The 21,517-nt window shown below is 65.3% G+C and carries 19 protein-coding genes; 7 read left to right on the top strand and 12 right to left on the bottom strand.

From position 1 onward, the window contains the following. The first annotated feature begins 6 nt into the window (after positions 1-6). Positions 7-1,080, top strand: coding sequence for an alpha/beta fold hydrolase (locus H3H39_RS15695; protein ID WP_182154328.1), 1,074 nt, complete (start codon positions 7-9; stop codon positions 1,078-1,080). 44 nt (positions 1,081-1,124) lie between these two features. Here the strand turns inward: H3H39_RS15695 and H3H39_RS15700 are convergent, their stop codons facing one another. The 4 genes from H3H39_RS15700 to H3H39_RS15715 all read right to left on the bottom strand — a co-directional run bounded on the left by H3H39_RS15700 (position 1,125) and on the right by H3H39_RS15715 (position 5,117). After that, on the bottom strand, positions 1,125-1,892 hold the full coding sequence (locus H3H39_RS15700) for a M48 family metalloprotease (RefSeq protein WP_182154329.1): 768 nt from the start codon (positions 1,890-1,892) through the stop codon (positions 1,125-1,127). Positions 1,893-2,096: 204 nt separating this feature from the next. Continuing rightward, positions 2,097-3,968 carry a 1-deoxy-D-xylulose-5-phosphate synthase gene (dxs, locus tag H3H39_RS15705; protein WP_182154330.1) on the bottom strand — a complete coding sequence of 624 codons (1,872 nt, stop codon included), beginning with the start codon at positions 3,966-3,968 and terminating at the stop codon, positions 2,097-2,099. A 4-nt stretch (positions 3,969-3,972) separates the two neighbouring features. After that, positions 3,973-4,857 carry a polyprenyl synthetase family protein gene (locus H3H39_RS15710; protein ID WP_182154331.1) on the bottom strand — a complete coding sequence of 295 codons (885 nt, stop codon included), beginning with the start codon at positions 4,855-4,857 and terminating at the stop codon, positions 3,973-3,975. Continuing rightward, positions 4,854-5,117 carry an exodeoxyribonuclease VII small subunit gene (locus tag H3H39_RS15715; protein WP_182154332.1) on the bottom strand — a complete coding sequence of 88 codons (264 nt, stop codon included), beginning with the start codon at positions 5,115-5,117 and terminating at the stop codon, positions 4,854-4,856. Before H3H39_RS15715 ends, H3H39_RS15710 begins: the two co-directional genes overlap by 4 nt. Positions 5,118-5,483: 366 nt before the next feature. Between H3H39_RS15715 and H3H39_RS15720 the strand changes: the two genes are divergently transcribed. From H3H39_RS15720 to H3H39_RS15730, 3 genes are all read left to right on the top strand, one after another. Next, complete coding sequence (locus tag H3H39_RS15720) at positions 5,484-6,584, top strand: aromatic ring-hydroxylating oxygenase subunit alpha (protein ID WP_182154333.1); 1,101 nt, start codon at positions 5,484-5,486, stop codon at positions 6,582-6,584. Between the two features lie 14 nt (positions 6,585-6,598). Next, the gene (locus tag H3H39_RS15725) at positions 6,599-7,522 is read left to right on the top strand and encodes a DMT family transporter (RefSeq protein WP_182154334.1); all 924 of its coding nucleotides are present in this window, start codon (positions 6,599-6,601) and stop codon (positions 7,520-7,522) included. 131 nt (positions 7,523-7,653) lie between these two features. Beyond that, positions 7,654-8,508: a sulfurtransferase gene (locus H3H39_RS15730; RefSeq protein ID WP_182154335.1), complete on the top strand. Its 855-nt coding sequence runs from the start codon at positions 7,654-7,656 to the stop codon at positions 8,506-8,508. A 57-nt stretch (positions 8,509-8,565) separates the two neighbouring features. Here the strand turns inward: H3H39_RS15730 and H3H39_RS15735 are convergent, their stop codons facing one another. From H3H39_RS15735 to polA, 3 genes are all read right to left on the bottom strand, one after another. Then, positions 8,566-9,315, bottom strand: coding sequence for a ZIP family metal transporter (locus H3H39_RS15735; RefSeq protein ID WP_182154457.1), 750 nt, complete (start codon positions 9,313-9,315; stop codon positions 8,566-8,568). A gap of 144 nt (positions 9,316-9,459) precedes the next feature. After that, positions 9,460-10,344 (bottom strand): dienelactone hydrolase family protein, encoded by an 885-nt coding sequence (locus tag H3H39_RS15740; protein WP_182154336.1) that lies wholly within the window; start codon positions 10,342-10,344, stop codon positions 9,460-9,462. An 87-nt stretch (positions 10,345-10,431) separates the two neighbouring features. Continuing rightward, positions 10,432-13,185: a DNA polymerase I gene (polA, locus tag H3H39_RS15745; protein WP_182154337.1), complete on the bottom strand. Its 2,754-nt coding sequence runs from the start codon at positions 13,183-13,185 to the stop codon at positions 10,432-10,434. A 231-nt stretch (positions 13,186-13,416) separates the two neighbouring features. On the opposite strand from polA, the gene H3H39_RS15750 reads away from it, so the two are divergent. From H3H39_RS15750 to H3H39_RS15760, 3 genes are all read left to right on the top strand, one after another. After that, positions 13,417-13,836 (top strand): hypothetical protein, encoded by a 420-nt coding sequence (locus tag H3H39_RS15750; RefSeq protein ID WP_182154338.1) that lies wholly within the window; start codon positions 13,417-13,419, stop codon positions 13,834-13,836. A gap of 168 nt (positions 13,837-14,004) precedes the next feature. Beyond that, positions 14,005-14,961: a homoserine kinase gene (locus tag H3H39_RS15755; RefSeq protein WP_182154339.1), complete on the top strand. Its 957-nt coding sequence runs from the start codon at positions 14,005-14,007 to the stop codon at positions 14,959-14,961. Continuing rightward, entirely contained in the window at positions 14,961-15,749 is a 789-nt protein-coding gene (locus tag H3H39_RS15760; protein WP_182154340.1) for a BPSS1780 family membrane protein, read from the top strand. The genes H3H39_RS15755 and H3H39_RS15760 overlap by 1 nt, the downstream gene beginning before the upstream one ends. A gap of 97 nt (positions 15,750-15,846) precedes the next feature. Here H3H39_RS15760 and H3H39_RS15765 read toward each other — a convergent pair whose 3' ends face one another. The 5 genes from H3H39_RS15765 to thiE form a co-directional block, all read right to left on the bottom strand. Next, the gene (locus tag H3H39_RS15765) at positions 15,847-18,156 is read right to left on the bottom strand and encodes a UvrD-helicase domain-containing protein (protein WP_182154341.1); all 2,310 of its coding nucleotides are present in this window, start codon (positions 18,154-18,156) and stop codon (positions 15,847-15,849) included. An 87-nt stretch (positions 18,157-18,243) separates the two neighbouring features. Continuing rightward, on the bottom strand, positions 18,244-19,350 hold the full coding sequence (locus H3H39_RS15770; RefSeq protein WP_182154342.1) for an S-(hydroxymethyl)glutathione dehydrogenase/class III alcohol dehydrogenase: 1,107 nt from the start codon (positions 19,348-19,350) through the stop codon (positions 18,244-18,246). 81 nt (positions 19,351-19,431) lie between these two features. Beyond that, the gene (locus H3H39_RS15775) at positions 19,432-19,911 is read right to left on the bottom strand and encodes a response regulator (RefSeq protein WP_182154343.1); all 480 of its coding nucleotides are present in this window, start codon (positions 19,909-19,911) and stop codon (positions 19,432-19,434) included. A gap of 274 nt (positions 19,912-20,185) precedes the next feature. Then, a complete protein-coding gene (locus H3H39_RS15780) occupies positions 20,186-20,815 on the bottom strand; it encodes an ANTAR domain-containing response regulator (protein WP_182154344.1) in 630 nt (209 codons plus the stop codon). Positions 20,816-20,897: 82 nt separating this feature from the next. Next, entirely contained in the window at positions 20,898-21,512 is a 615-nt protein-coding gene (gene thiE / locus H3H39_RS15785) for a thiamine phosphate synthase (RefSeq protein ID WP_182154458.1), read from the bottom strand. Between the last annotated feature and the right edge of the window lie 5 nt (positions 21,513-21,517).

The raw sequence follows: 21,517 nt of genomic DNA on the forward strand, positions 1-21,517 counted from the left end.
GTACGCATGACGTCACGCTGTGCCTCGACGTCCGCCATCGCGCGGGCCTTGCTGTTATGCAGCGCCTTGCTGGCCGCGCACGCGCGCGCTGGCGCCCCGACGCCCGCGGCGCCCCAGCAATTCGCCCGCCTCGGCGACGTGACGCTGGAGAACGGTGCCGTCATCCACGATTGCCAGCTCGGCTACCGCACGCTGGGCACGCTCAACGCGGCGCGCGACAACGCCGTCCTGGTACCCACCTGGCACACGGGCACCAGCGCACAGCTGCTGGAGATATTGGGCCCGCAAGGCCTGTTCGATCCGGCTCCGTACTTCGTGATCCTGGTTGACGCGCTGGGCAACGGCGTATCGTGCTCGCCGTCCAACAGCACCAGCCAGCATGGCAAGGCCTTCCCCGCCTTCACCATCCGCGACATGGTGGCCAGTGAGCACCGGCTGCTGACGGAGAAACTGGGCATTCACCACCTGCGGGCCATGGTCGGCTACTCCATGGGCGGCATGCAGACGCTCCAGTGGATGGTGAGCCATCCCCGCTTCATCGACATCGCCATTCCCATCGCCGCCACGCCGCGCCTGTCCAGCTACGACCTGCTGTTCTGGCGCACGGCCGAACAGGCCATCGCCACCGACGCCACCTTCGCCGGCGGTGACTACCAGCGCAACCCGCCGCTACCACTGTTCCAGATGGTGTTCGCGCTGAACGCCAGCTCGCCCGACTACCGCCAGCGCATGACGGCGCCGGCCGGCTTCGACAAATTTTTGCACGAGACGGTGGCGCCCGACCCGGAAGCGCCCGACGCCAACGACAACCTGGCGCAAATCCGCGCCCTGCTCACTCAAGACATCGGCGCCGGGCCGGGCGGGCCGCAAGGGCTGGAACAGGCGGCGGCCCGGGTGCGCGCGCGCGTCCACCTGATCAACGCGCGACAGGACCAGTTGATCAATCCGGGCGCGGCGCAGGCGCTGGCGCCGCTGCTGCATGCGCGTATGACCTTGCTCGATAGTGAGTGCGGCCATTTCGCCATCCAATGCGATATGGCGGCGATCCGCACGGCGATCGAAGCGGCGCTCAAGCCGTAGGCGGCCAGCGGCGAGTTTCAGGGTGCCGCAGCCAGCGAAGAGTTTCAAGGCGCCGCAGCCAGCGGCGCGTCGGCGCCCAGCAACAGCGCCATGCCCTTGGCCATGCTGAGGCGGGAAGCGGCGGCCGGGTGGTCGGCGATCAGCGCGGCCGACTCCTGGGCCGCCAGCTTGGCATAGAAACGGACCATGGCCACCGGCGGCCAACCGGCCCGGTAGGCCAGCACCATGCCCAACTGGTCAGCCTCACTCTCTTGCATGGACGACAGATCGGACAGCCGGATTTGCAGCGACAGGTCGGTGTCGAGCCGTTCCAACAGCACGTCCAGCGGCAGCGGCGGCCGGCGTGCCAGCAAGAACGCTTCGGACAAAGTCTCGCGCGCATGCTCGGCCACGGCGTGGGCCACCTCATGGCCCAGCAAGGTGGCAAGTTCGCCATCGTCCGCTGCCAACTGGCGTACGAAAGCGCTGCCGACGAGGATTTTTCCGCCCGCCATGCAGACGGCATCAACCTCGGGATCGCTGGTGGTATGCAGTTCCCACTGCCATTGGGCCGCTTCCGGCTTGAGCGCGATGGCGGCCCGTATCAAACCGGCGCTGATGGCGCGCAGACGGGCCAGCAGGACGGGATCGTCATCGAGCTTGCCATCGGCCGCCAGCCCCACCACGCGTTCGATGTAGCGGTCCTCGACCTGGCTGTCCACCGCATCGGCGGAAAAGCGCAGCTCCTGCCAGCGCCCCGATTCCGGCACCTGGCCCCGTACCGCGCCGCAGCAAAACAACAGAACCGCCGTCCACATGGAAACCCGGTACATGCCGCCCTCCCCGCGCGGGGCCGCCACGGCCAGCCATGCGCCGATATAAACGATTTATATCAATATAGGATCGAAGCGGAGTGGGCGCAAGGCCGCGAGCAGCGAGCAGAAAAAATGGGGACGTAACACTAATTCCGGTTTTCGAAATTGTGTTACGTCCCCATTTCTTTTCGCCCCCGGTCAGTCCGGCGGGCGGAGCGGTGATCAGCCGTTGTTGACGACCAGCCGGGGCACGTCGGCGCCGAAGCGCTGGCGGATCGAGGCGGCGATGCCGTCCGCGTCCAGCCCCACGCCAGCCAGCAGCTTGGCCGGGTCGCCATGGTCGATGAATTTGTCGGGCAGGCCCAGCATGAGCACGGGCTTGACGATGCCTTCGGCGGCCAGCGCCTCGGCCACGGCGGCGCCGGCGCCGCCCATGATGCACCCCTCTTCCACCGTCACCAGGTAGTCGTGTTCGGCGGCCAGTTGCTTGACCAGTTCCACGTCCAGCGGCTTGACGAAGCGCATATTGGCCACCGTGGCGTCGAGCGAGGCGGCCGCCTTGACGGCCGGCGCCACCATCGAGCCGAACGCCAGGATGGCGATCTTCTGGCCCTGGCGCTTGATCTCGCCCTTGCCGATTGCTATGGTCGTCAGCGCTTGCTCGATGGCCGCGCCGATGCCGGCGCCGCGTGGATAGCGGATCGCGGCCGGGCCGTTGTACTGGTAGCCGGTGGTGAGCATCTGGCGGCATTCGTTCTCGTCCGACGCGGCCATGACGACCATGTTGGGAATGCAGCGCAAATAAGCCAGGTCGTAGTTACCGGCGTGGGTGGCGCCGTCCGCGCCCACCAGGCCGGCACGGTCCAGCGCGAACGTCACGTCCAGGTTCTGCAGCGCCACGTCGTGGATCAACTGGTCGTAGGCCCGTTGCAGGAAGGTGGAATAGATCGCCACCACCGGTTTCAGTCCTTCACAGGCCAGGCCGGCGCCAAAGGTGACGGAATGCTGCTCGGCGATGCCGACGTCGAAATAACGGTCCGGGAACTGCTGCTCGAAGCGCACCATGCCCGAGCCTTCACGCATGGCGGGGGTGATGCCGACCAGGCGCTTGTCGGCGGCGGCCATGTCACACAGCCAGTTGCCGAATACTTCCGTGTAGGTAATCTTGCCGGGCGCCGTGGCCGGCTTGATGCCTTCAGCCGGATTGAACTTGCCGGTGCCGTGGTACAAGATAGGCTCGGCCTCGGCCAGCTTGTAGCCCTGGCCCTTCTTGGTCACCACATGCAGGAATTGCGGGCCCTTGAGGTGCTTGATGTTCTGCAGCGTGGGGATCAGCGATTCGAGGTCGTGGCCGTCGATGGGGCCGATGTAGTTGAAGCCGAATTCCTCGAACATGGTGGCCGGCACCACCATGCCCTTGGCGTGTTCTTCCAGCCGCTTGGCCAGCTCCAGCACGGGCCCCGGCAGCACGGACTTGCCCACGTTCTTGGCGGCCGCGTAGAACTGGCCCGACATCAGGCGCGCCAGGTAGCGGTTCAAGGCGCCCACGGGTGGCGAGATCGACATGTCGTTGTCGTTCAGGATCACCAGCAGGTTCAGGTCTTCCTGCACGCCGGCGTTGTTGAGCGCCTCGAAGGCCATGCCGGCCGTCATGGAGCCGTCGCCGATCACGGCGATGGCGTGGCGCTGCTCGCCCTTGATCTTGGCTGCCTGCGCCATGCCCAGCGCGGCCGAGATCGAGGTCGACGAGTGGGCCGTGCCGAAGGTGTCGTATTCGCTCTCGTCGCGCTTGGGGAAGCCGGAAATGCCGTCCAGCTGGCGCAACGTGTGCATGCGCTCGCGCCGGCCCGTGAGGATCTTGTGCGAGTAGGTCTGGTGGCCCACGTCCCACACGATGCGGTCATGCGGCGTGTTGAACACGTAGTGCAGTGCCACCGTCAGTTCCACCGTGCCCAGGTTGGACGACAGGTGGCCGCCCGTCTTGGAGACGGAATCGAGCAGGTAGTGGCGCAGTTCGTGGGCCAGCGGGGTGAGCTGGTGGCGTGCCAGCTTGCGCACGTCGGCCGGGGAATCTATGTTTTCGAGCAATTTCATATTCTTATGCCTTCCGCTGCACGATCAAATCCGCGAGTTCGCGTAAGCGCAGCGCTTTGTCACCGAACGGCGCGAGCGCCGCGTGCGCATCGAGCCGCAATTGTTGCGCCAGCGCGCGCGAAGGTTCCAGGCCGAGGATGGAGACATAGGTCGGCTTGTTGTCGGCCGCGTCCTTGCCGGCCGTCTTGCCCAGCGTGGCCGAATCGGCCGTCGCATCGAGCACATCGTCCACCACCTGGAATGCCAGGCCGATGGCGCGCGCGTAGGTGTTCAGGGCCGCCGTTTCGGCCGCGTCCAGCGTCTTGCCGGCCAGCGCGCCCAGCACGACGGAGGCGCGCAGCAAGGCGCCCGTTTTCAGCTGGTGCATCTGCTCCAGCTGCTCCAGCGTCAGGCTCAGGCCCACGCTGTCCAGATCGATGGCCTGGCCGCCGCACATGCCGGCCGAGCCGGAGGCATGCGCCAGCAGGCGCAGCATGGGCACCAGCCGCTCGCACGGCGCCGCTTCCGACAGCACCAGGAACGCTTGCGATTGCAGCGCGTCGCCCACCAGCAGGGCCGTGGCCTCGTCGTAGGCCACATGCACGGTGGGTTTGCCGCGGCGCAGCGCGTCGTCGTCCATGCAAGGCATGTCGTCATGCACCAGCGAATAGGCGTGGATCATTTCCACGGCCGCCGCCGCCCGGCTCAGTAATTGTTCGTCGGCGCCGAACAGGGCGCCGGCCGCGTACACCAGCAGTGGGCGCACCCGCTTGCCGCCGCCCAGCAGCGCATAGCGCATGGCTTCGTGCAGCTTGGCCGGCACCACGTCCGGCGCCGGCAGGTAGGCGCCCAGGTCGCGCTCGGAAGCGGCCTGCACGGTTTTCATCCAATCGTCGAACGCGGGCGTCATGCCAGTTCCTCCTGGTTGTCGGCGAACGGTTTGAGCATGTCCCCTTCCCGCACCTTAACCTGGGATTCCACCTTGTCGAGCTGCTGGGCGCAGTATTTCACCAGCTCCGAACCGCGCTGATAGGCCGCCACCGACGCTTCCAGCGGCAGCTGGCCGGCCTCCATTTGGGCCACCAGTTGGGCCAGTTCGGCCATCGCTTCCTCAAACGAAGCGGGCGGCGCGGCCGTTTGCGCGGCGTCCGCGCTAGATTTCTTAGACATAGAATTCGGATCTTTACAGGCAAAACGCGCCCGAGTTGTGCAAAAAACAGCGCTGCGGGCGCAGTGTAGCCCGTTATTTTAGAACAAACCAACTTATCCGGTGGAACTAATGACCCCGCCTGGCGCGGCGCCTGCGCCCGCCATCGGCTGGGAAAACTAGATTTTATCGCAATCGCCCGGCGCCGGCCCCGGTACAGCGCTGCCGGATCAAGCCCGGGGCAGATGGGCGCCGTCGCGCCCGCAAAGGGGGTGGAAACACGGTATAATCGCCGGTTCTGTCCGAAATACCATTTTCAACAACTTGAATTCAGGTCTTTACGGATTCTGTCTCTCTTTGGTTTGATGCACATATTAAGGGGGGTTTGGATGTCCGATCTGGGTAGCCACGCCAAGCTCGCGCCGACTGAAGCGCAACTTCCGGTTAACGTCTATTTTGACGACGCGCTGTTGCAGCGCGAAATACAACAATTATTCCAGACGGGGCCACGCTACGTGGGCCACGAACTGATGGTGCCGAACGCCGGCGACTATGCGACCCTCGTTTCCGAAAACGAAGGGCGCATGCTGGTGCGCAACGCCAGCGGCGTGGAGCTGGTGTCCAACGTGTGCCGCCACCGCCAGGCGCTGATGTTCAATGGCCGCGGCCACGCCGACAACATCGTCTGCCCGCTGCACCGCTGGACCTACGACCTCAAGGGCGAGCTGATCGGCGCGCCCCACTTCGAGACGACGCCCTGCCTGAACCTGCCCAAGACCCAGCTGCAAAACTGGAACGGCCTGCTGTTCGAGCAGAACGGCTATAACGTCATGGAGCAGCTCAAGGCATTGTCCGTCACCAAGGACCTCGATTTCTCGGGCTATATGTTCGACCATGTGGAAGTCCAGACCTGCAATTACAACTGGAAGACCTTCATCGAAGTCTACCTGGAGGACTACCACGTCGAACCGTTCCACCCTGGCCTGGGCAGCTTTGTCAGCTGCGAAGACCTGCGCTGGGAATTCGGCCGCGACTACAGCGTGCAGACGGTGGGCGTGAACCGGGGCCTGACCAAGGCCGGTTCCGACATCTACAAGCGCTGGCAGGAGCAGGTGCTCAAGTTCCGTGGCGGCGAAGCACCGCCCTACGGTGCCATCTGGCTCACGCTCTACCCCAACATCATGGTGGAATGGTATCCGCACGTGCTGATCGTCTCGACCCTGTGGCCGGAAGGTCCGCAGCGCACCAAGAACGTGGTGGAGTTCTACTATCCCGAGGAGATCGTGCTGTTCGAGCGCGAATTCATCGAGGCCGAACGGGCCGCCTACATGGAAACCGTGGTCGAGGACGACGAGATCGCGCTGCGCATGGACGCCGGCCGCAAGGCCCTGATGGACCGGGGCACGACGGACGCCGGTCCCTACCAGTCGCCGATGGAAGACGGTATGCAGCACTTCCATGAGTGGTATCGCGGCAAGATCACGCTGTAGCAACCGGATAGTCGATGCAGTCGCTTTGGATGTTGTTTGCCAGTTTTATGTTCGCCGCCATGGGGGTGTGCGTGAAGCTGGCCTCCGAGCAGTTCGCCACCTCGGAGATCGTGTTCTACCGGGGCGTGATCGGCGTCACCACTCTTTTCTGCATGATCCGGCTGCAAGGAGGCAGCCTGCGCACCACCATGGCCGGCGCCCACCTGTGGCGCGGCTTGGTGGGCGTGCTGTCGCTGTGGCTGTGGTTCTGGGCCATCGCCCGCCTGCCGCTGGCCACGGCCATGACCCTCAACTACATGGCGCCAATCTGGATCGCCGTGTTCCTGTTCGCCGCCGGCTGGTGGCACGCGAAAAACCATGTGGAATGGCCGCTGCTGGCCGCCGTCGGCATGAGCTTTGTCGGCGTCACGCTGCTGCTGCAACCGGCCTTTCACGCCAACCAGTTGACGCCGGCCCTGATCGCGCTCAGTTCCAGCCTGCTGTCGGCCATGGCCTACCTGCAGGTGCGCAAGCTGGGCCTGGCCGGTGAGCCCGAATACCGGGTGGTGTTCTATTTCTCCGTCATGAACCTGGTGGCTGGCGCGGCCGGTACCATGTTGGCCAGTGCGCCCGGCCAATCCGGCTGGCACGCCATCGACACCATGCACGGCGCCTTGCTGCTATTGGGCATAGGCGTGTGCGCCACCAGCGCCCAGATGGCCATGACGCGCGCCTACCGCCTTGGCAGCACGCTGGTAGTGGCCAACCTGCAATATACGGGCATCGTATTTTCCAGCGTGTGGGGTGTGCTGGTGTTCGACGACGTGTTCGACTGGCGCAGCTGGGCCGGTATTGCCGTGATTCTCGCGTCGGGCAGCGCCGCAACGTTTTACAATACGCGCAGTACCGAACGCGGTAAAGCCATCGCCAATACCGACCCGATCGCAAGCGAAGTCTAAGAGGTTGTTTCAAAATGACCGTGGCGAGGGGGCTGCGCCGCAGGCGCAGCGAAAACGAAGGCAGTGCGCTTGCACGGCGAGGCGTCACAACGACGCCACGGGCATTTTGAAACGACCTCTAAGGAGCAGCCATGCATACGACCTTGATAGACGCCGCCACCCTGGCCGGGCACCTGACCGATCCCGACTGGATCGTGATCGATTGCCGCCACGATTTGATGGACCTGGAAGCGGGCCGCGCCGCCTACGCGGCCGGCCACATCCAGAACGCCCAGTTCGCGGACATGGAACACGACCTGGCCGGTCCCAAGGTGGGCCCGGACGGCAAGTTCCACGGCCGCCATCCCCTGCCCGACCGGGCGGCCCTGATCGAGAAGCTGCGCCAGTGGGGCGTGAACGACCAGTCGCAAGTGGTGGCCTATGACGCCCATGGCGGCATGTACGCGGCCCGCCTGTGGTGGCTGCTGCGCTGGATCGGCCACCCGGCCGTGGCCGTGCTCGACGGCGGCCTGGCCGCATGGCACGAGCAGGGCTTGCCGCTGGTGACGCCGGTGGCCACGCGCCCGCGCGGCCATATCATGGAAAAGCCCACGCTGACGAAAACCGTGACGGCGGCCGAACTGGTGGGCAATCTGGCCGGCGGCATGCTCAAGGTGATCGACGCGCGCGCGCCGGACCGCTTCCGCGGCGAGAACGAAGTGATGGACCCGGTGGGCGGCCACATCCCAGGCGCCAAGAACCGCTTCTTCAAGGACAACCTGCTCAGCAACGGACGCTTCAAGAACGCCACCCAGCTCACCAGGGAATTCGGCCCGTTGTTCGACACGGTGTCGGATGTCGTCATGCAGTGCGGCTCGGGCGTGACGGCCTGCCACAACCTGCTGGCCCTGGAAGTGGCCGGCCTGAGCGGCGCGGCCCTGTATCCGGGCTCGTGGAGCGAATGGTGCGCCGATCCGGCACGGCCGGTAGCCAAGGGCGAGGCGTAAGGAACACGACCTCGTTCCGCCCCGGCCGGCGCCAGGCCGGGCGGGCGGCAGCGGCCGTCAGTGGCCGCGCGTGAGGAACAGCACGATACACACGCCTAAGGCGATCAGCAGCACTTGCGGCACCGTCTCCCTCAACGTGGCGCGGCGCTGCATCTGCGGCATCAGGTCGCTCACGGCGATGTAGATGAAGCCGGACGAGGCGAACACCAGCACATACGGGATCATGCCGCTGGCGCGGTCCAGCATGTAGTAGCCCAGCACCCCGCCGGCGATCGCCATCAGGCTGCACAGCAGGTTGTACACATAGGCGCGGGTGCGCGTGAAGCCGGCGTTGAGCAGCACGATGAAATCGCCGATCTCCTGCGGAATCTCGTGCGCGATGATGGCCAGGCCCGTCACCAGCCCCAGCTCCGGATTGGCCAGGAAGGCGGCCGCGATCAGGATGCCGTCCGTGAAATTGTGCATGCCGTCCCCCACCAGAATCATCCAGCCAGCCTTGCCCGCCTCGCGCTTGTCGTGGCCGTGGTGGTGATGGTGGCCGTCGCCCTCGTGGTGGTGCGAGTGGCGCAGGATGGCCAGCTTTTCCAGCATGAAGAAGGCCAGCAACCCGCCCAGCAGGGTGGCGAACAGGCTGCGCGCGTCGGCCTGCGATTCGAACGCTTCCGGCAACGCGTGCAGCAAGGAGGTGGACAACATGATGCCGACCGACAGGCTGACCATGCGCTCGACCACCTTGGACAGCAGCGCGAACGAAAAAATGGCGGCGGCCGTGATGCTGACGACGCCGGCGACCGTGGTGGCCAGCAGGATGGAGATGAGTGTCGAGTCGATTTTGAACCTCTTATGGCAGGGACCGGGCGCGGCGGCAGGGCTGCAAGCGGCGCGGGCCGGACGGTATTTTACCGCCCAGCCCGCTTATTTGCCCAATTCACGCCAAATGGCGCCTCCCGCTTACATCACGCCATGCTCGCGCAACCACGCGATGGCGCGCGCGAAACTGTCCTTGGCGTCCGCCTCCACATAGCTGGGACGGTAGTCCGCATGGAAGGCGTGACCCGAATTCGGGTACACCACGAACTGGGACTTGTTGCCGGACCGGTTCAGCGCTTCCTTCATGCGGGCGATGGAATCCTGGCTGATGCCGGTGTCCTTCAAACCGTACAGGCCCAGCACGGGTACCTTGAGCGAGGGGGCGATGTCGATCGGATAGGTCGGCATCATGGCGTTGGCCTCGCCCACCAGCCGGCCATACCAGGCCACGGCCGCCTTCAGTTGCGGGTTGTGGCCCGCGTACATCCAGGCGATGCGGCCGCCCCAGCAGAAGCCGGCGATGCCCATCTTGTCCGGATTGCCGCCGTTGGCCTTGGCCCACGCGAACACGGCGTCGATATCGCCCAGCACCTGCGCGTCCGGCGTCTTGGCGATGATGTCGCGCTGCAGGTCGGCGATGGTGGCCGCCTTGCTGGGATCGCCCTGGCGCACGAACAGTTCCGGCGCCAGCGCCAGGTAACCGAGCTTGGCGAAGCGGCGCGCCACGTCGGCGATGTGCTCGTGCACGCCGAAGATCTCAGACACCACCACGATCACGGGCAGGTTGGTCTTGCCCTCGGGCTGGGCGCGGTAGACGGGCACGGTCTGCCCGTTCACGGTCAGGTGGAGCGTGCCGGCCGTCAGGCCCTCGGTGTCGGTCTTGATGACGTTTTGCGCCACCACCGGCATGGCGGCCACGGCGAAGCCCGTGCCCAGCGCCACTTTCAGGAAATCGCGACGGCCTACGCCATCCGACAACGACGTTTTCGACAGCAGACTTGCAGCATCTTGTACCAGATCTTTCATGTCTCTCCTCTTATAGTTTAACGTCTCCACACACGGGCACCTTGTGAGCGCCCGCTATTGCCAACACCGTTACCGGGAAGCCGCGCGTCAGTGCGCCTCGTCCCAATTCTTGCCGACACCCACTTCGGCCGTCAGCGGCACCTTCAATGCGGCCACACCGGCCATCAGGCGCGGCAACTGCTCGCGCACCAGGGCCAGTTCCGCGTCCGGCACTTCCAGCACCAGTTCATCGTGCACCTGCATGATCATTTTGGTTTGCAGACCGTCGCGCTCCAGCCAGCCCTGCACGGCGATCATGGCCAGCTTGATCAGGTCGGCCGCTGTGCCCTGCATGGGCGCGTTGATGGCGGCCCGTTCCGCGCCCTGGCGGCGCGGGCCGTTGGGCGAATTGATCTCGGGCAGCCACAGGCGGCGGCCGAACACCGTCTCCACGTAGCCGCGCGCCTTGGCCTGCGCACGCGTATCTTCCATGTACTGCTTGACGCCGGAGAAACGGGCGAAATAGCGGTCGATATAGCTTTGCGCCGCGCCCCGCTCGATACCCAGGTTGGACGCCAGGCCGAACGCGCTCATGCCGTAGATCAGGCCGAAGTTGATCACCTTGGCGTAGCGCCGCTGCTCGCTCGACACCTCGTCGGCCGGCACGCCGAAGATTTCGCCGGCCGTGGCGCGGTGGATGTCCACCCCGTCGGCAAAAGCGCGCAGCATGTTCTCGTCGCCCGAGATGTGGGCCATGATGCGCAGCTCGATCTGGGAATAGTCGGCCGACACGATATGGCTGCCGGCCGGCGCCACGAACGCCTCGCGGATGCGGCGGCCTTCCTTGGTGCGGATCGGGATGTTCTGCAGGTTGGGATCGTTGGACGCCAGCCTGCCCGTCACGGCCACGGCCTGCGCGTAGTTGGTGTGCACCCGGCCCGTCGCGGCGTTGATCATCTTGGGCAGCTTGTCCGTGTAGGTGGACTTGAGCTTGGACAGGCTGCGGAATTCCAGCAGCACTTTCGGCAGCGGATAATCCTCGGCCAGTTTTTGCAGCACTTCCTCGTCGGTGGAAGGCGCGCCGCTCGGCGTCTTTTTCACCACCGGCAGCTTGAGTTTTTCAAAGAAGATCTCGCCGATCTGCTTGGGCGAACCGAGGTTGAACGGCTGCTCGGCCAGTTCATGCGCCTTCTGCTCCAGCTCCGCCACGCGCGCGCCCAGTTCAGCCGACTGGGTGGCCAGCAGGCCGGCATCGATCATCACGCCATTGCGCTCGATCTTTTGCAGCACCACGGCCGTCGGCAATTCGATGGCGCGGTAGATGTGGTTCAGCTTCTCGTCCCCTTCCACCTTGGCGATCATGGACTGGTGCAGGCGCAGCGTGATGTCCGCATCCTCGGCCGCGTAGGCCGTGGCGCGGCCCAGTTCCACCTGGTCGAAAGTGATCTGGCTGGCGCCCTTGCCGCACACGTCGACGAACGGAATGGTGGTCACGTTCAGGTGGCGCAGCGCCAGGTTGTCCATGTCGTGCGGACGGTGCGACTCGAACACATACGATTCGAGCAGCGTGTCGTGCACGATGCCGCGCAGTTGCACGCCATGGTTGGCGAAGATGTGGCTGTCGTACTTGAGGTTCTGGCCCACCTTGGGCTTGTCCGCGTTTTCCAGCCATGGCTTCAGGCGCGCCAGCACATGCTCGCGCGACAGCTGTTCTGGCACGCCGGCGTAGGTGTGGGCCACCGGGATGTAGCAAGCCACGCCCGGCTCCACGGACAGGGAAATGCCGACCAGCTGGGCCGTCATCGGTTCCAGCGACGTGGTTTCCGTATCCACGGCCGTCAGCGCGGCGGCGTCGATCACGGCCAGCCAGTGATCGAGCTGGGCCTCCGTGGTCACCATGTCGTAGCGCAGTTCGGCGGGCGGCTCCGCGAACAGATCCTCCGTGACGCCACCGGCCACCACCACGGCGGCAGCGGCGGCGGCCGGCGCGGCCTTGCCGCTGGCCGCGCCCAGCTCGCGCTGCAAGGTCTTGAAGCCGTACTTGGTGAAGAAGGCCAGCAAGGATTCCACGTCCTCGGGGCGCGCCGCCAGCGATTCCGTGATGCTGCTCATGTGGCCCGACAGGTCGCAATCCGTCTTCACGGTGATCAGCTGGCGCCCGCGCGGCAGCCATTCCAGCGCCGAGCGCAGGTTCTCGCCCACGGCGCCGCCCACGCTGGCCGCGTTGGCCATCACGCCATCGAGGCTGTCATATTGGGTCAGCCACTTGAGGGCCGTCTTGGGGCCGCACTTGTGCACGCCGGGCACGTTGTCGACCGTGTCGCCGATCAGGGTCAGGTAGTCGATGATGCGGTTGGGCGGCACGCCGAACTTGGCCAGCACACCGGCCTGGTCCAGCTTCTCGTTGCTCATGGTGTTGATCAGCATGACGCGCTCGTTGACCAGCTGGGCCAGGTCCTTGTCGCCGGTCGACACCACCACGTCCATGTCGGCCTGGGCCGCCTGCACGGCCAGGGTGCCGATCACGTCATCCGCCTCCACCCCCTCCACCATCAGGATCGGCCAGCCCATGGCCTTGACGGCTTCGTGGATCGGTTCGATCTGCAAGCGCAGGTCGTCCGGCATCGAGGCGCGCGTGGCCTTGTATTCGGGGTACATGTCGTCGCGGAAGGTCTTGCCCTTGGCGTCGAACACGCAGGCGATATAGGCGGCCGGATAGTCGGCGCGCAGGCGGCGCAGCATGTTGACCATGCCGTGCATGGCGCCGGTCGGGTGGCCGTCCGGGCTGCGCAGGTCGGGCAGCGCGTGGAAGGCGCGGTAAAGGTAACTGGAACCGTCAACTAACAGCAGGGTTTTATGCATAATGCCGGGAAAATGGAACGCGCGCGCGGGCGAAACAGGCATTATCGCAGACTTTACGGGCCCCATCGCCCTCATTGCATTGTTTTCACAAAGACAACGAAACAACAGCCGCGCGCCCTTCGCGTGTCCCGAAATGACGCCGAAACGACGCTTTAGAAACAGCTAAGCGTGTCTGTTTGTTACAATGGGCTCTCACACTGTATTCATCCCGTTTTCACAGGCGACCCCACCATGATGCGCACCTCCACTCTCTGGCAAGTCCTCCTTCTGGCGCTGTGCGCGCAGGTGGGCGTGGCCAGTGCCCAGACGCCCGCTGCCGGCACCCCGCCCAAGCTCGAAAAAATCGAGGAAGTGGCGGACGACCCGATCACGGTCAACGCCAAGCCGGCCGCCGCCGAGAAGAAAATCACCGAGAAGCGCGAAGGCGGGCGCGTGACCGAAGCCAAGGTCAAGAGTGGCAAGAGCACCTACACGGTCAAGCCCAACAACCCGGTCGGCAGCGCGCTGCCGGGCGACGCCGTGGGCAGCGCCAACCGCGGCCCCCAGTGGACCGTGATGGAATTTGACCTCGGCAAGAAAAAGAAGAAAACCACGGAAGAAGAAGCGGCCGACACCAGCGTGCCGCCGCCACCGCCACCGGCCAAACAGTAGGAAGTTGTTTCAAAATGACCGTGGCTAGGCGTGGCGCCGAAGACAGTGCGCTTGCACGGCAAGGCGCCACAACGACGCCATGGGCTTTTTGAAACGACTTCCAGACGGCCAGTCCGCCGCGCCCCGGCCTGTACGGGGCGCGCCCTTCGAACCTCATCCCTGACACTCATGGCAGTTTTTACCCCGGTCACCCTGGACGATATCGGCCAGTGGATCCAGCAATTCCCCCTCGGCAAAGCGCTCGCCCTCAAAGGCATCGCCTCCGGCATTGAAAACAGCAACTTCTTCCTGACCACGGAGCGCGGCGAGTATGTGCTCACCATCTTCGAGAACCTGTCGTTCGAGCAGTTGCCATTCTATCTGCGCCTGATGGACCACCTGGCCGCGCGCGGCGTGCTGGTGCCGGCCCCGGTGGCCACCAACGCGGGCGAACTGCTGGCCGAGTTGCACGGCAAGCCGGCCGCCATCGTCAGCAAGCTGGAAGGCCGCTCGCAGCTGGACCCGCAACCGGTGCACTGCGCGGCCGTCGGCGCCATGCTGGCGCGCATGCACCTGGCCGGCCAGGACTATCCGCTGCAGCAACCGAACTTGCGCGGCCTGGCATGGTGGAACGACACCACGCCGCTGGTGCTGCCTTACCTGTCCGACGACAACGCCCATCTGCTGCGGGCCGAGATGCACTTCCAGCAGGCGTACGCCTGCAGCGACACGTACAACCAGCTGCAGCAAGGCCCCGTGCACGCCGACCTGTTCCGCAACAACGTCATGTTCGACGGCGAACGGCTGACCGGCTTCTTCGACTTTTATTTCGCCGGTTGCGACACCTGGCTGTTCGATGTGGCCGTCACCGTCAACGACTGGTGCATCGACCTCGATACGGGTGTGCTGGATCAAGCCCGCGTGCGCGCCATGCTGGACGCCTACCATGCCGTGCGCCCCTTCACGGCCGCCGAGCAGTCGGCCTGGCAGCCCATGCTGCGCGCCGCCGCGTTGCGCTTCTGGCTGTCGCGCCTGTACGACTTCCACCAGCCGCGCGAAGCGGAAATGCTGACCCCGCACGACCCCACGCATTTCGAGCGCATCCTGCGCGAACGCATCGCCACCCCGGCGCCGGACCTGTACTGATGAACAATCTGCCCGCAAGTACCGGCTGGCTGTGGGTGAAACAGGGCCTGGCCCTGTTCCGCCGGCAGCCGGCCGCGCTGTCGACGCTGCTGCTGGGCTCCATGTTCATCTCGCTGCTGGCCAGCGTGGTGCCGCTGCTGGGGCAGTTCATGCCCGTGCTGCTGGTGCCCGTGTTTTCCGTCGCCTTCATGCAAGCCTGCCTGGACATCGACCAGGGCCGGCGCATCGTGCCGGCCCGGCTGCTGACGGGCTTTCACAAGCCGGCCGTCGGCACGCTGCTGAAATTGGGGGTGCTGTACCTGTGCGCGGCCGCGCTGGCGCTCGGCGCCTCGGCACTGGCCGACGGCGGCGTGCTGTTCCAGCTGATCACGGGGCAAATCGAAGCGAACGCCGACACGGCCCGCCAACTGAAGGAAGCCAACCTGGGCGGCGCCATGCTGCTCGCGTGCGCCGTCTACATCCCGGCCGCGATGGCGTTCTGTTTCGCCGCGCCGCTGATCTACTGGCAGAAAATGGCGCTCGGCAAAGCCATCTTCTTCAGCTTCTTCTCCGTGCTGCGCGCGCTCAAGGCCTTCATCGTGTTCGCACTGGGCTGGTTCGCCATCACCGCCACGGTGAGCGAAGTGGTGATCATGCTGATGGGCCGCAGCCAGGTGGCCCTGCTGGTGCTGCTGCCGCTTTCCGTGATCCTGACGGTGCTGCTGCACTGCTCGTTCTACGCCAGCTACCGCCAGATCTTCGGCCTGCCGGCCGCGCCCCAGGAACCGGCGCCGGCGGAGCAGGAATAATTCCAATACGGCGGCGCCTCGCGAACAAATGGGGACGTAACACAATTCAAACTGCAAATTGTGTTACGTCCCCATTTGTTCGCCGCCGTTCTTTCCGCTACCGTCCCAGCCGTTCCAGCTTGGCCACGCTCAGGTCCAGCACCTTCATGCCGTGGCTGCCGAAATTGATCTGGGCCCGCGCATTGCCGCCGCTGCCCTCGATGTTGACGATCACGCCTTCGCCGAATTTGCCGTGAGCGACCGATTCACCGATGCGCCAGCCGGCGCCGGCCGACTTCTGCGCGATCTTCTGCGCGATGGCGTTGTCCGAGCCCACCAGCGGCACCACGTCGTCCCACGCCGACTTGCGGTTGTTGGAGGCGGACCAATGCGACTGCACCTTGGGCGAAAGCCACTTGAGCGATTCCTCCGGCAGCTCGTCGAAGAAGCGCGACTTCATGTTGTAGCGGGTCTGGCCGTGCAGCATGCGGGTCTGCGCGAAGCACATGTAGAGCCGCTTGCGCGCGCGCGTGATGGCCACGTACATCAGGCGCCGTTCCTCCTCCACGCCGCCATCTTCGCGCGAACTGCTCTCGTGCGGGAACAGGCCCTCCTCCAGGCCCGTGATAAATACGTTGTCGAACTCCAGGCCCTTGGCCGAATGCACCGTCATCATCTGCAACGCGTCCTGGCCGGCCTGGGCCTGGTTGTCGCCCGCCTCCAGCGAGGCATGCGACAGGAAGGCCGACAGCGGCGACATCACGGTCGGCAGCGGCGCGTCGGCATCGTAGATCTCCACACCGTCGGCGTTGACGATGGCATCGCCCGCCTGTGCCTGCGCCTTCGGTCCCAGGTGCGCAGGCGCCCCCTGGCCGTAGCCTTCCTCGGACACGAACTGGGTGGCGGCGCTGACCATCTGCTCCAGGTTTTCGATGCGGTCGGCGCCTTCCTTCTCGGTCTGGTAGTGGGCCAGCAGGCCGCTCATTTCCAGCGTCACGCGCACCAGTTCCGGCAGCGCCATCTGCTGCGTCTCGAAGCGCGCACCTTCGACCAGGCGCACGAAGCCGCCCAGCGAGGTGCCGGCCTTGCCCGCCACATAAGGCACGGCCGCGTACAGCGAAATATTGTGCTGCTCGGCCGCCGCCTGCAATTGCTCGATCGAGCGCAGGCCGATGCCGCGCGTGGGGAAGTTCACCACCCGCAGGAAAGCCGAATCGTTGTGCGGGTTGTCCATCAACTGCAGGTAGGCGATCGCGTGCTTGACCTCGGCGCGCTGGAAGTAGCGCAAGCCGCCGTATACGTGATACGGCATGCCGGCCGAGAACAGCGCATGTTCGATCACGCGCGACTGCGCGTTGGAGCGGTACAGCACAGCGATCTCGCTGCGCGACACACCGTCTGCGATCAAACTCTTTGACTCCTCAATGATCCATTGGGCTTCCGCCAAATCGGAGCTGGCTTCATACACGCGCACCGGCTCACCGTGGCCGGCGTCCGTGCGCAGGTTCTTGCCCAGGCGCTTGCTGTTATTGGCGATCAGCATATTGGCCGCGTCCAGGATGTGGCCGTGCGAGCGGTAGTTCTGTTCCAGCTTGATCAGGTTCTGCACCTTGAACTCGCGCTCGAACGCGCTCATGTTGCCCACATTGGCGCCCCGGAAGGCGTAGATGCTCTGGTCATCGTCGCCCACGGCGAACAGCGCGCCGCCCACTTGCCCGCCATGGCCGGCCATCAGCTTGAGCCAGTTGTACTGCAGGTTGTTGGTGTCCTGGAACTCGTCCACCAGAATGTGCTTGAAGCGCTGCTGGTAATGCTCGCGCAAGGGCTGGTTACGGCTCAACAGCTCGTAAGTGCGCAGCAGCAGTTCAGCGAAATCGACCACGCCTTCGCGCTGGCACTGGTCGTCGTACAACTGGTACAGCTCGACCTTCTTGCGCTCGTCCGGGCCGTAGGGGTCGATCTTGTTGGCGCGCAGGCCCTGGTCCTTGGCGCCGTTGATGAAGTACTGCAGTTCCTTGGGCGGGAACTTCTCATCGTCCACGTTGTTCGCCTTCAGCAGCCGCTTGATGACGGACAGCTGGTCCTGCGTATCGAGAATCTGGAACGTTTGCGGCAGGGCCGCGTCGCGGTAGTGGGTGCGCAGCAGGCGGTTGCACAGGCCGTGGAACGTCCCGATCCACATTCCCCGCGTATTGATCGGCAACATGGCCGACAAACGCGTCATCATTTCCTTGGCCGCCTTGTTGGTGAAGGTCACGGCCAGGATGCCGGCCGGCGACACCTGGCCGGTCTGGATCAGCCACGCGATGCGGGTGGTCAGCACGCGCGTCTTGCCGGAGCCGGCGCCGGCCAGGATCAGGGCACTCTGGGGTGGCAGCGTGACGGCGGCCAGTTGTTCGGGATTGAGGTTGTGGAGGAGATTTTGCATCCCGTGATTATACCGGGCCGGCGCGCCAGTGCTGGGGTTTTATACAGTCCAGCACATGGCACAGGTGTGGCGCGCCGGCCCGTCACGTCAGTACAGCACCACCGAGCGGATCGACTCGCCCCGCTTCATCAGGTCGAAGCCTTCGTTGATGCGCTCCAGCGGCAGCCGGTGCGTGATCAGGTCGTCGATATTGAGTTTGCCTTCCATGTACCAGTCGACGATCTTCGGCACGTCGGTGCGGCCGCGCGCGCCGCCGAACGCGGAGCCCTTCCACACCCGCCCAGTCACCAGCTGGAATGGCCGGGTCGAGATTTCCTGCCCTGCCGCCGCCACGCCGATGATGATGGATTGGCCCCAACCCTTGTGGCAGCATTCGAGCGCCTGGCGCATGGTGGTCGTGTTGCCGATGCATTCGAAGCTGTAGTCGGCGCCGCCGTCGGTCAGCTGGATGATGGCGTCCACCACGTTCTCCACCTGGGATGGGTTGATGAAGTGGGTCATGCCGAACTTGCGCGCCATGTCCTCGCGGGCCGGGTTCAGGTCGACCCCGATGATCTTGTCCGCGCCCACCATGCGCGCGGCCTGGATCACGTTCAGGCCGATGCCGCCCAGGCCGAACACCACCACGTTGGCGCCCGCCTCCACCTTGGCCGTGAACAGCACCGCGCCCACGCCGGTGGTCACGCCGCAGCCGATGTAGCACACCTTGTCGAACGGCGCGTCCGAGCGGATTTTCGCCAGTGCGATCTCCGGCACCACGATGTAGTTGGAGAAGGTGGAGGTGCCCATGTAGTGGTAGATCGGTTTGCCGTCCAGCGAAAAACGGCTGGTGGCGTCGGGCATCAGACCGCGGCCCTGGGTCGAACGGATCGACTGGCACAGGTTGGTCTTTTGCGACAGGCAGAATTTGCACTGGCGGCATTCCGGCGTGTAGAGCGGAATGACATGATCGTCCTTTTTCAGGCTCTTCACGCCCGGTCCCACGTCCACCACCACACCAGCGCCCTCATGGCCCAGGATGGCGGGGAAGATGCCTTCCGGGTCGGCGCCCGACAGGGTGTAGTAATCCGTGTGGCAGATGCCGGTGGCCTTGATCTCGACCAGCACCTCGCCTTCGCGCGGGCCGCCCAGCTCCACTTCCTCGATCGTCAGCGGCTGGCCCGCCTGCCATGCAACGGCTGCTTTGGTTTTCATGTGTTTGTCCTTGTTGGCGTTAGTCGGCGCTCCGGCCTGGCCGGTGCACCATCATAACAAACCGCCAACGTGAACGAAACGTCAGCAGGAAGGCTGGATGACGGTGGCCAGCGATGGCATTTCCAGCAGGCGCGACACGGTCAGCCACAGCTGGCGCGGCGACGTCCACGGCTTGTGAAGGAAGGGGATGCCCTGGTCGAGGCGCTCCGGCTGGCGCCCCGAATACAGCAGCACCGGGGTGGCCTGCGGCTGCTCGCACAAGATGTGCAGCAAGGTGGCGCCGTCACCGTCGGGCAGGTCCGGGTCCAGCACCACCAGCGCATAACGCCCGCTGCGCACGGCCCGCACGGCGGCGTCCAGCGTGCCGGCGTGGGTGACCTGGGTTTCCGGCACCAGCAGCGCGGCCAGCACCAGGGCGGCGTCATGGTCGCTATCAACATGCAATACACGCGGTGCGGCGCCGTACCCGCGCGCCTCATCATGGGCGGCGCGCGCTTCATCCAACTGCTGCTGGCTGACACAGAACGGCGCTGGCGCGGTGCTGATTGGCTTATCGGTCATGAAATCTCTCCGGCGAAAAAAGGACTGCTCCGGCTACGCAACGAGCGCGCGCAAGGGCGCGCGAGGCAACGAAGGAAACGGGAACGATGCGGCGGAGTTGGGCCGGACGGGGATAGCGGCGCGGGGAACGGGCGGTCGCGAACAAGACGGCGGGGAGCGGGTTACGGTCCGGCCGCGTATCGGCTCAGCGACGGGAGGCCGCTGAAGCCAGTGTGCATGGTACATCAAAACACGGGGCCGGCAAGCGTACGTCGCTTACCGGCGCCCCCGGCGTTTACTTTTTGAGACGGTTGCTGAACGCGGCATGCAGGCTGTTCAGGGTTTCCTCGGCGGCCAGCAGTTGGTCGGCCACTTCGTTGACCTTGCGCCGGCTGGAGCGGGCGTGATCGCGCAGCACTTCGAAGGCCGTGTTGCGGTCGGTCTGGAACTTGCACATCAACAGGCCCACGGCCAGGCTGGTTTCGCGTCCGGCCGCCAACGCCGCGTTCAGGTTGAGCTCCGTACGGCGCAACTGGCGGATCTCGTCGGCCCGCGCCAGGCCGGCCGCGAAAGCCGGCATCAAGTGTTTTTCATCGACCGGCTTGACCAGGAAGCCGACGGCGCCGTAGGACGCCGCCTGCTTGCCGGCGTCGGCGTCGCCGCGGCCGGACAGGAACATGAACGGCACCGAGGTCTGGGCGTGCAACCGCTTGGCCAGTTCCAAACCATTCATGCCCGGCATGTGGATGTCGAGCAGGGCCAGGTCCGGTTCGCGCTGGGCGATCAGTTGCAAGGCTTGCTCGGACGAGGAAGCCTGCAGCGTGTCGTAGCCGGCGTGGCGCAGCACCTCGCCCAGGTAATCGAGCAGCAGTTGGTCGTCATCGACGATCAGTATCAGTCGCTTCGCGCTGGCGGAGACGTTCATAGGGCGGATCCGTGGTCAAGTAAACGCCTGAATTATAAGACGTAACGGCCCACGGATAGCCAACCAGTTTTCAATGCCGTTGTTAATGAGCCAAGAATAAGGCCCTGAACCGGTGCACGGCGGCGGCCGGATCATCGGCCAGGTAGACGCTGCTGATGGCCGCCACCATATTGGTGCCGCGCGCCACCAGCGGCGCCGCGTTCTCGGGCGTCATGCCGCCGATGACGACGCTGGGCACGGTGATCACGGCGCGCGCCTGGTCCAGGATGGACGGCGCCGTCGTCACCGCATACTGCTTGACACGCGACGGATAAAAGCCGCCGAAGGCCACGTAGCTGGCGCCGGCCGCCTGCGCCGCCTGGGCGCGCGGCAGGTCGCCGTAGCAGGAGGCGCCGACGATCTTGTCCGGCCCCAGCGCGGCGCGCACCTCTGCCAGCGTGGCGTCGGTGCCGCCCACGTGGATGCCGTCCGCGTCGAGCGCGCGGCACAGGTCCAGGTGGTCGTTGATAATCAGCGGCACGCCGTGGCGGCGGCACAGCGCCAGCAGGGCCGCGCCCTGCTCCGCGCGCAGCGCCGGACCGGCATCCTTGTGGCGGTACTGCAGCAGCGCCACGCCGGCGCCCAGCGCCTGCTCCGTCACGGCCAGCAGCCGCTCCGTATCGTCCCAGTTGGGGGTGACCAGATAAAGTCCTTGCATCATGC

Origin of the sequence: Rugamonas apoptosis, assembly GCF_014042355.1 — a bacterium.
GTDB lineage: Bacteria > Pseudomonadota > Gammaproteobacteria > Burkholderiales > Burkholderiaceae_D > Rugamonas > Rugamonas apoptosis.

Bases quoted from the DNA above. Each gene is read 5' to 3' on its own strand.
- H3H39_RS15695 (WP_182154328.1), top strand. From the start codon at position 7: ATGACGTCACGCTGTGCCTCGACGTCCGCCATCGCGCGGGCCTTGCTG.
- H3H39_RS15700 (WP_182154329.1), bottom strand. From the start codon at position 1,892: ATGTACCGGGTTTCCATGTGGACGGCGGTTCTGTTGTTTTGCTGCGGC.
- dxs (WP_182154330.1), bottom strand. From the start codon at position 3,968: ATGAAATTGCTCGAAAACATAGATTCCCCGGCCGACGTGCGCAAGCTG.
- H3H39_RS15710 (WP_182154331.1), bottom strand. From the start codon at position 4,857: ATGACGCCCGCGTTCGACGATTGGATGAAAACCGTGCAGGCCGCTTCC.
- H3H39_RS15715 (WP_182154332.1), bottom strand. From the start codon at position 5,117: ATGTCTAAGAAATCTAGCGCGGACGCCGCGCAAACGGCCGCGCCGCCC.
- H3H39_RS15720 (WP_182154333.1), top strand. From the start codon at position 5,484: ATGTCCGATCTGGGTAGCCACGCCAAGCTCGCGCCGACTGAAGCGCAA.
- H3H39_RS15725 (WP_182154334.1), top strand. From the start codon at position 6,599: ATGCAGTCGCTTTGGATGTTGTTTGCCAGTTTTATGTTCGCCGCCATG.
- H3H39_RS15730 (WP_182154335.1), top strand. From the start codon at position 7,654: ATGCATACGACCTTGATAGACGCCGCCACCCTGGCCGGGCACCTGACC.
- H3H39_RS15740 (WP_182154336.1), bottom strand. From the start codon at position 10,344: ATGAAAGATCTGGTACAAGATGCTGCAAGTCTGCTGTCGAAAACGTCG.
- polA (WP_182154337.1), bottom strand. From the start codon at position 13,185: ATGCATAAAACCCTGCTGTTAGTTGACGGTTCCAGTTACCTTTACCGC.
- H3H39_RS15750 (WP_182154338.1), top strand. From the start codon at position 13,417: ATGATGCGCACCTCCACTCTCTGGCAAGTCCTCCTTCTGGCGCTGTGC.
- H3H39_RS15755 (WP_182154339.1), top strand. From the start codon at position 14,005: ATGGCAGTTTTTACCCCGGTCACCCTGGACGATATCGGCCAGTGGATC.
- H3H39_RS15760 (WP_182154340.1), top strand. From the start codon at position 14,961: ATGAACAATCTGCCCGCAAGTACCGGCTGGCTGTGGGTGAAACAGGGC.
- H3H39_RS15765 (WP_182154341.1), bottom strand. From the start codon at position 18,156: ATGCAAAATCTCCTCCACAACCTCAATCCCGAACAACTGGCCGCCGTC.
- H3H39_RS15770 (WP_182154342.1), bottom strand. From the start codon at position 19,350: ATGAAAACCAAAGCAGCCGTTGCATGGCAGGCGGGCCAGCCGCTGACG.
- H3H39_RS15775 (WP_182154343.1), bottom strand. From the start codon at position 19,911: ATGACCGATAAGCCAATCAGCACCGCGCCAGCGCCGTTCTGTGTCAGC.
- H3H39_RS15780 (WP_182154344.1), bottom strand. From the start codon at position 20,815: ATGAACGTCTCCGCCAGCGCGAAGCGACTGATACTGATCGTCGATGAC.
- thiE (WP_182154458.1), bottom strand. From the start codon at position 21,512: ATGCAAGGACTTTATCTGGTCACCCCCAACTGGGACGATACGGAGCGG.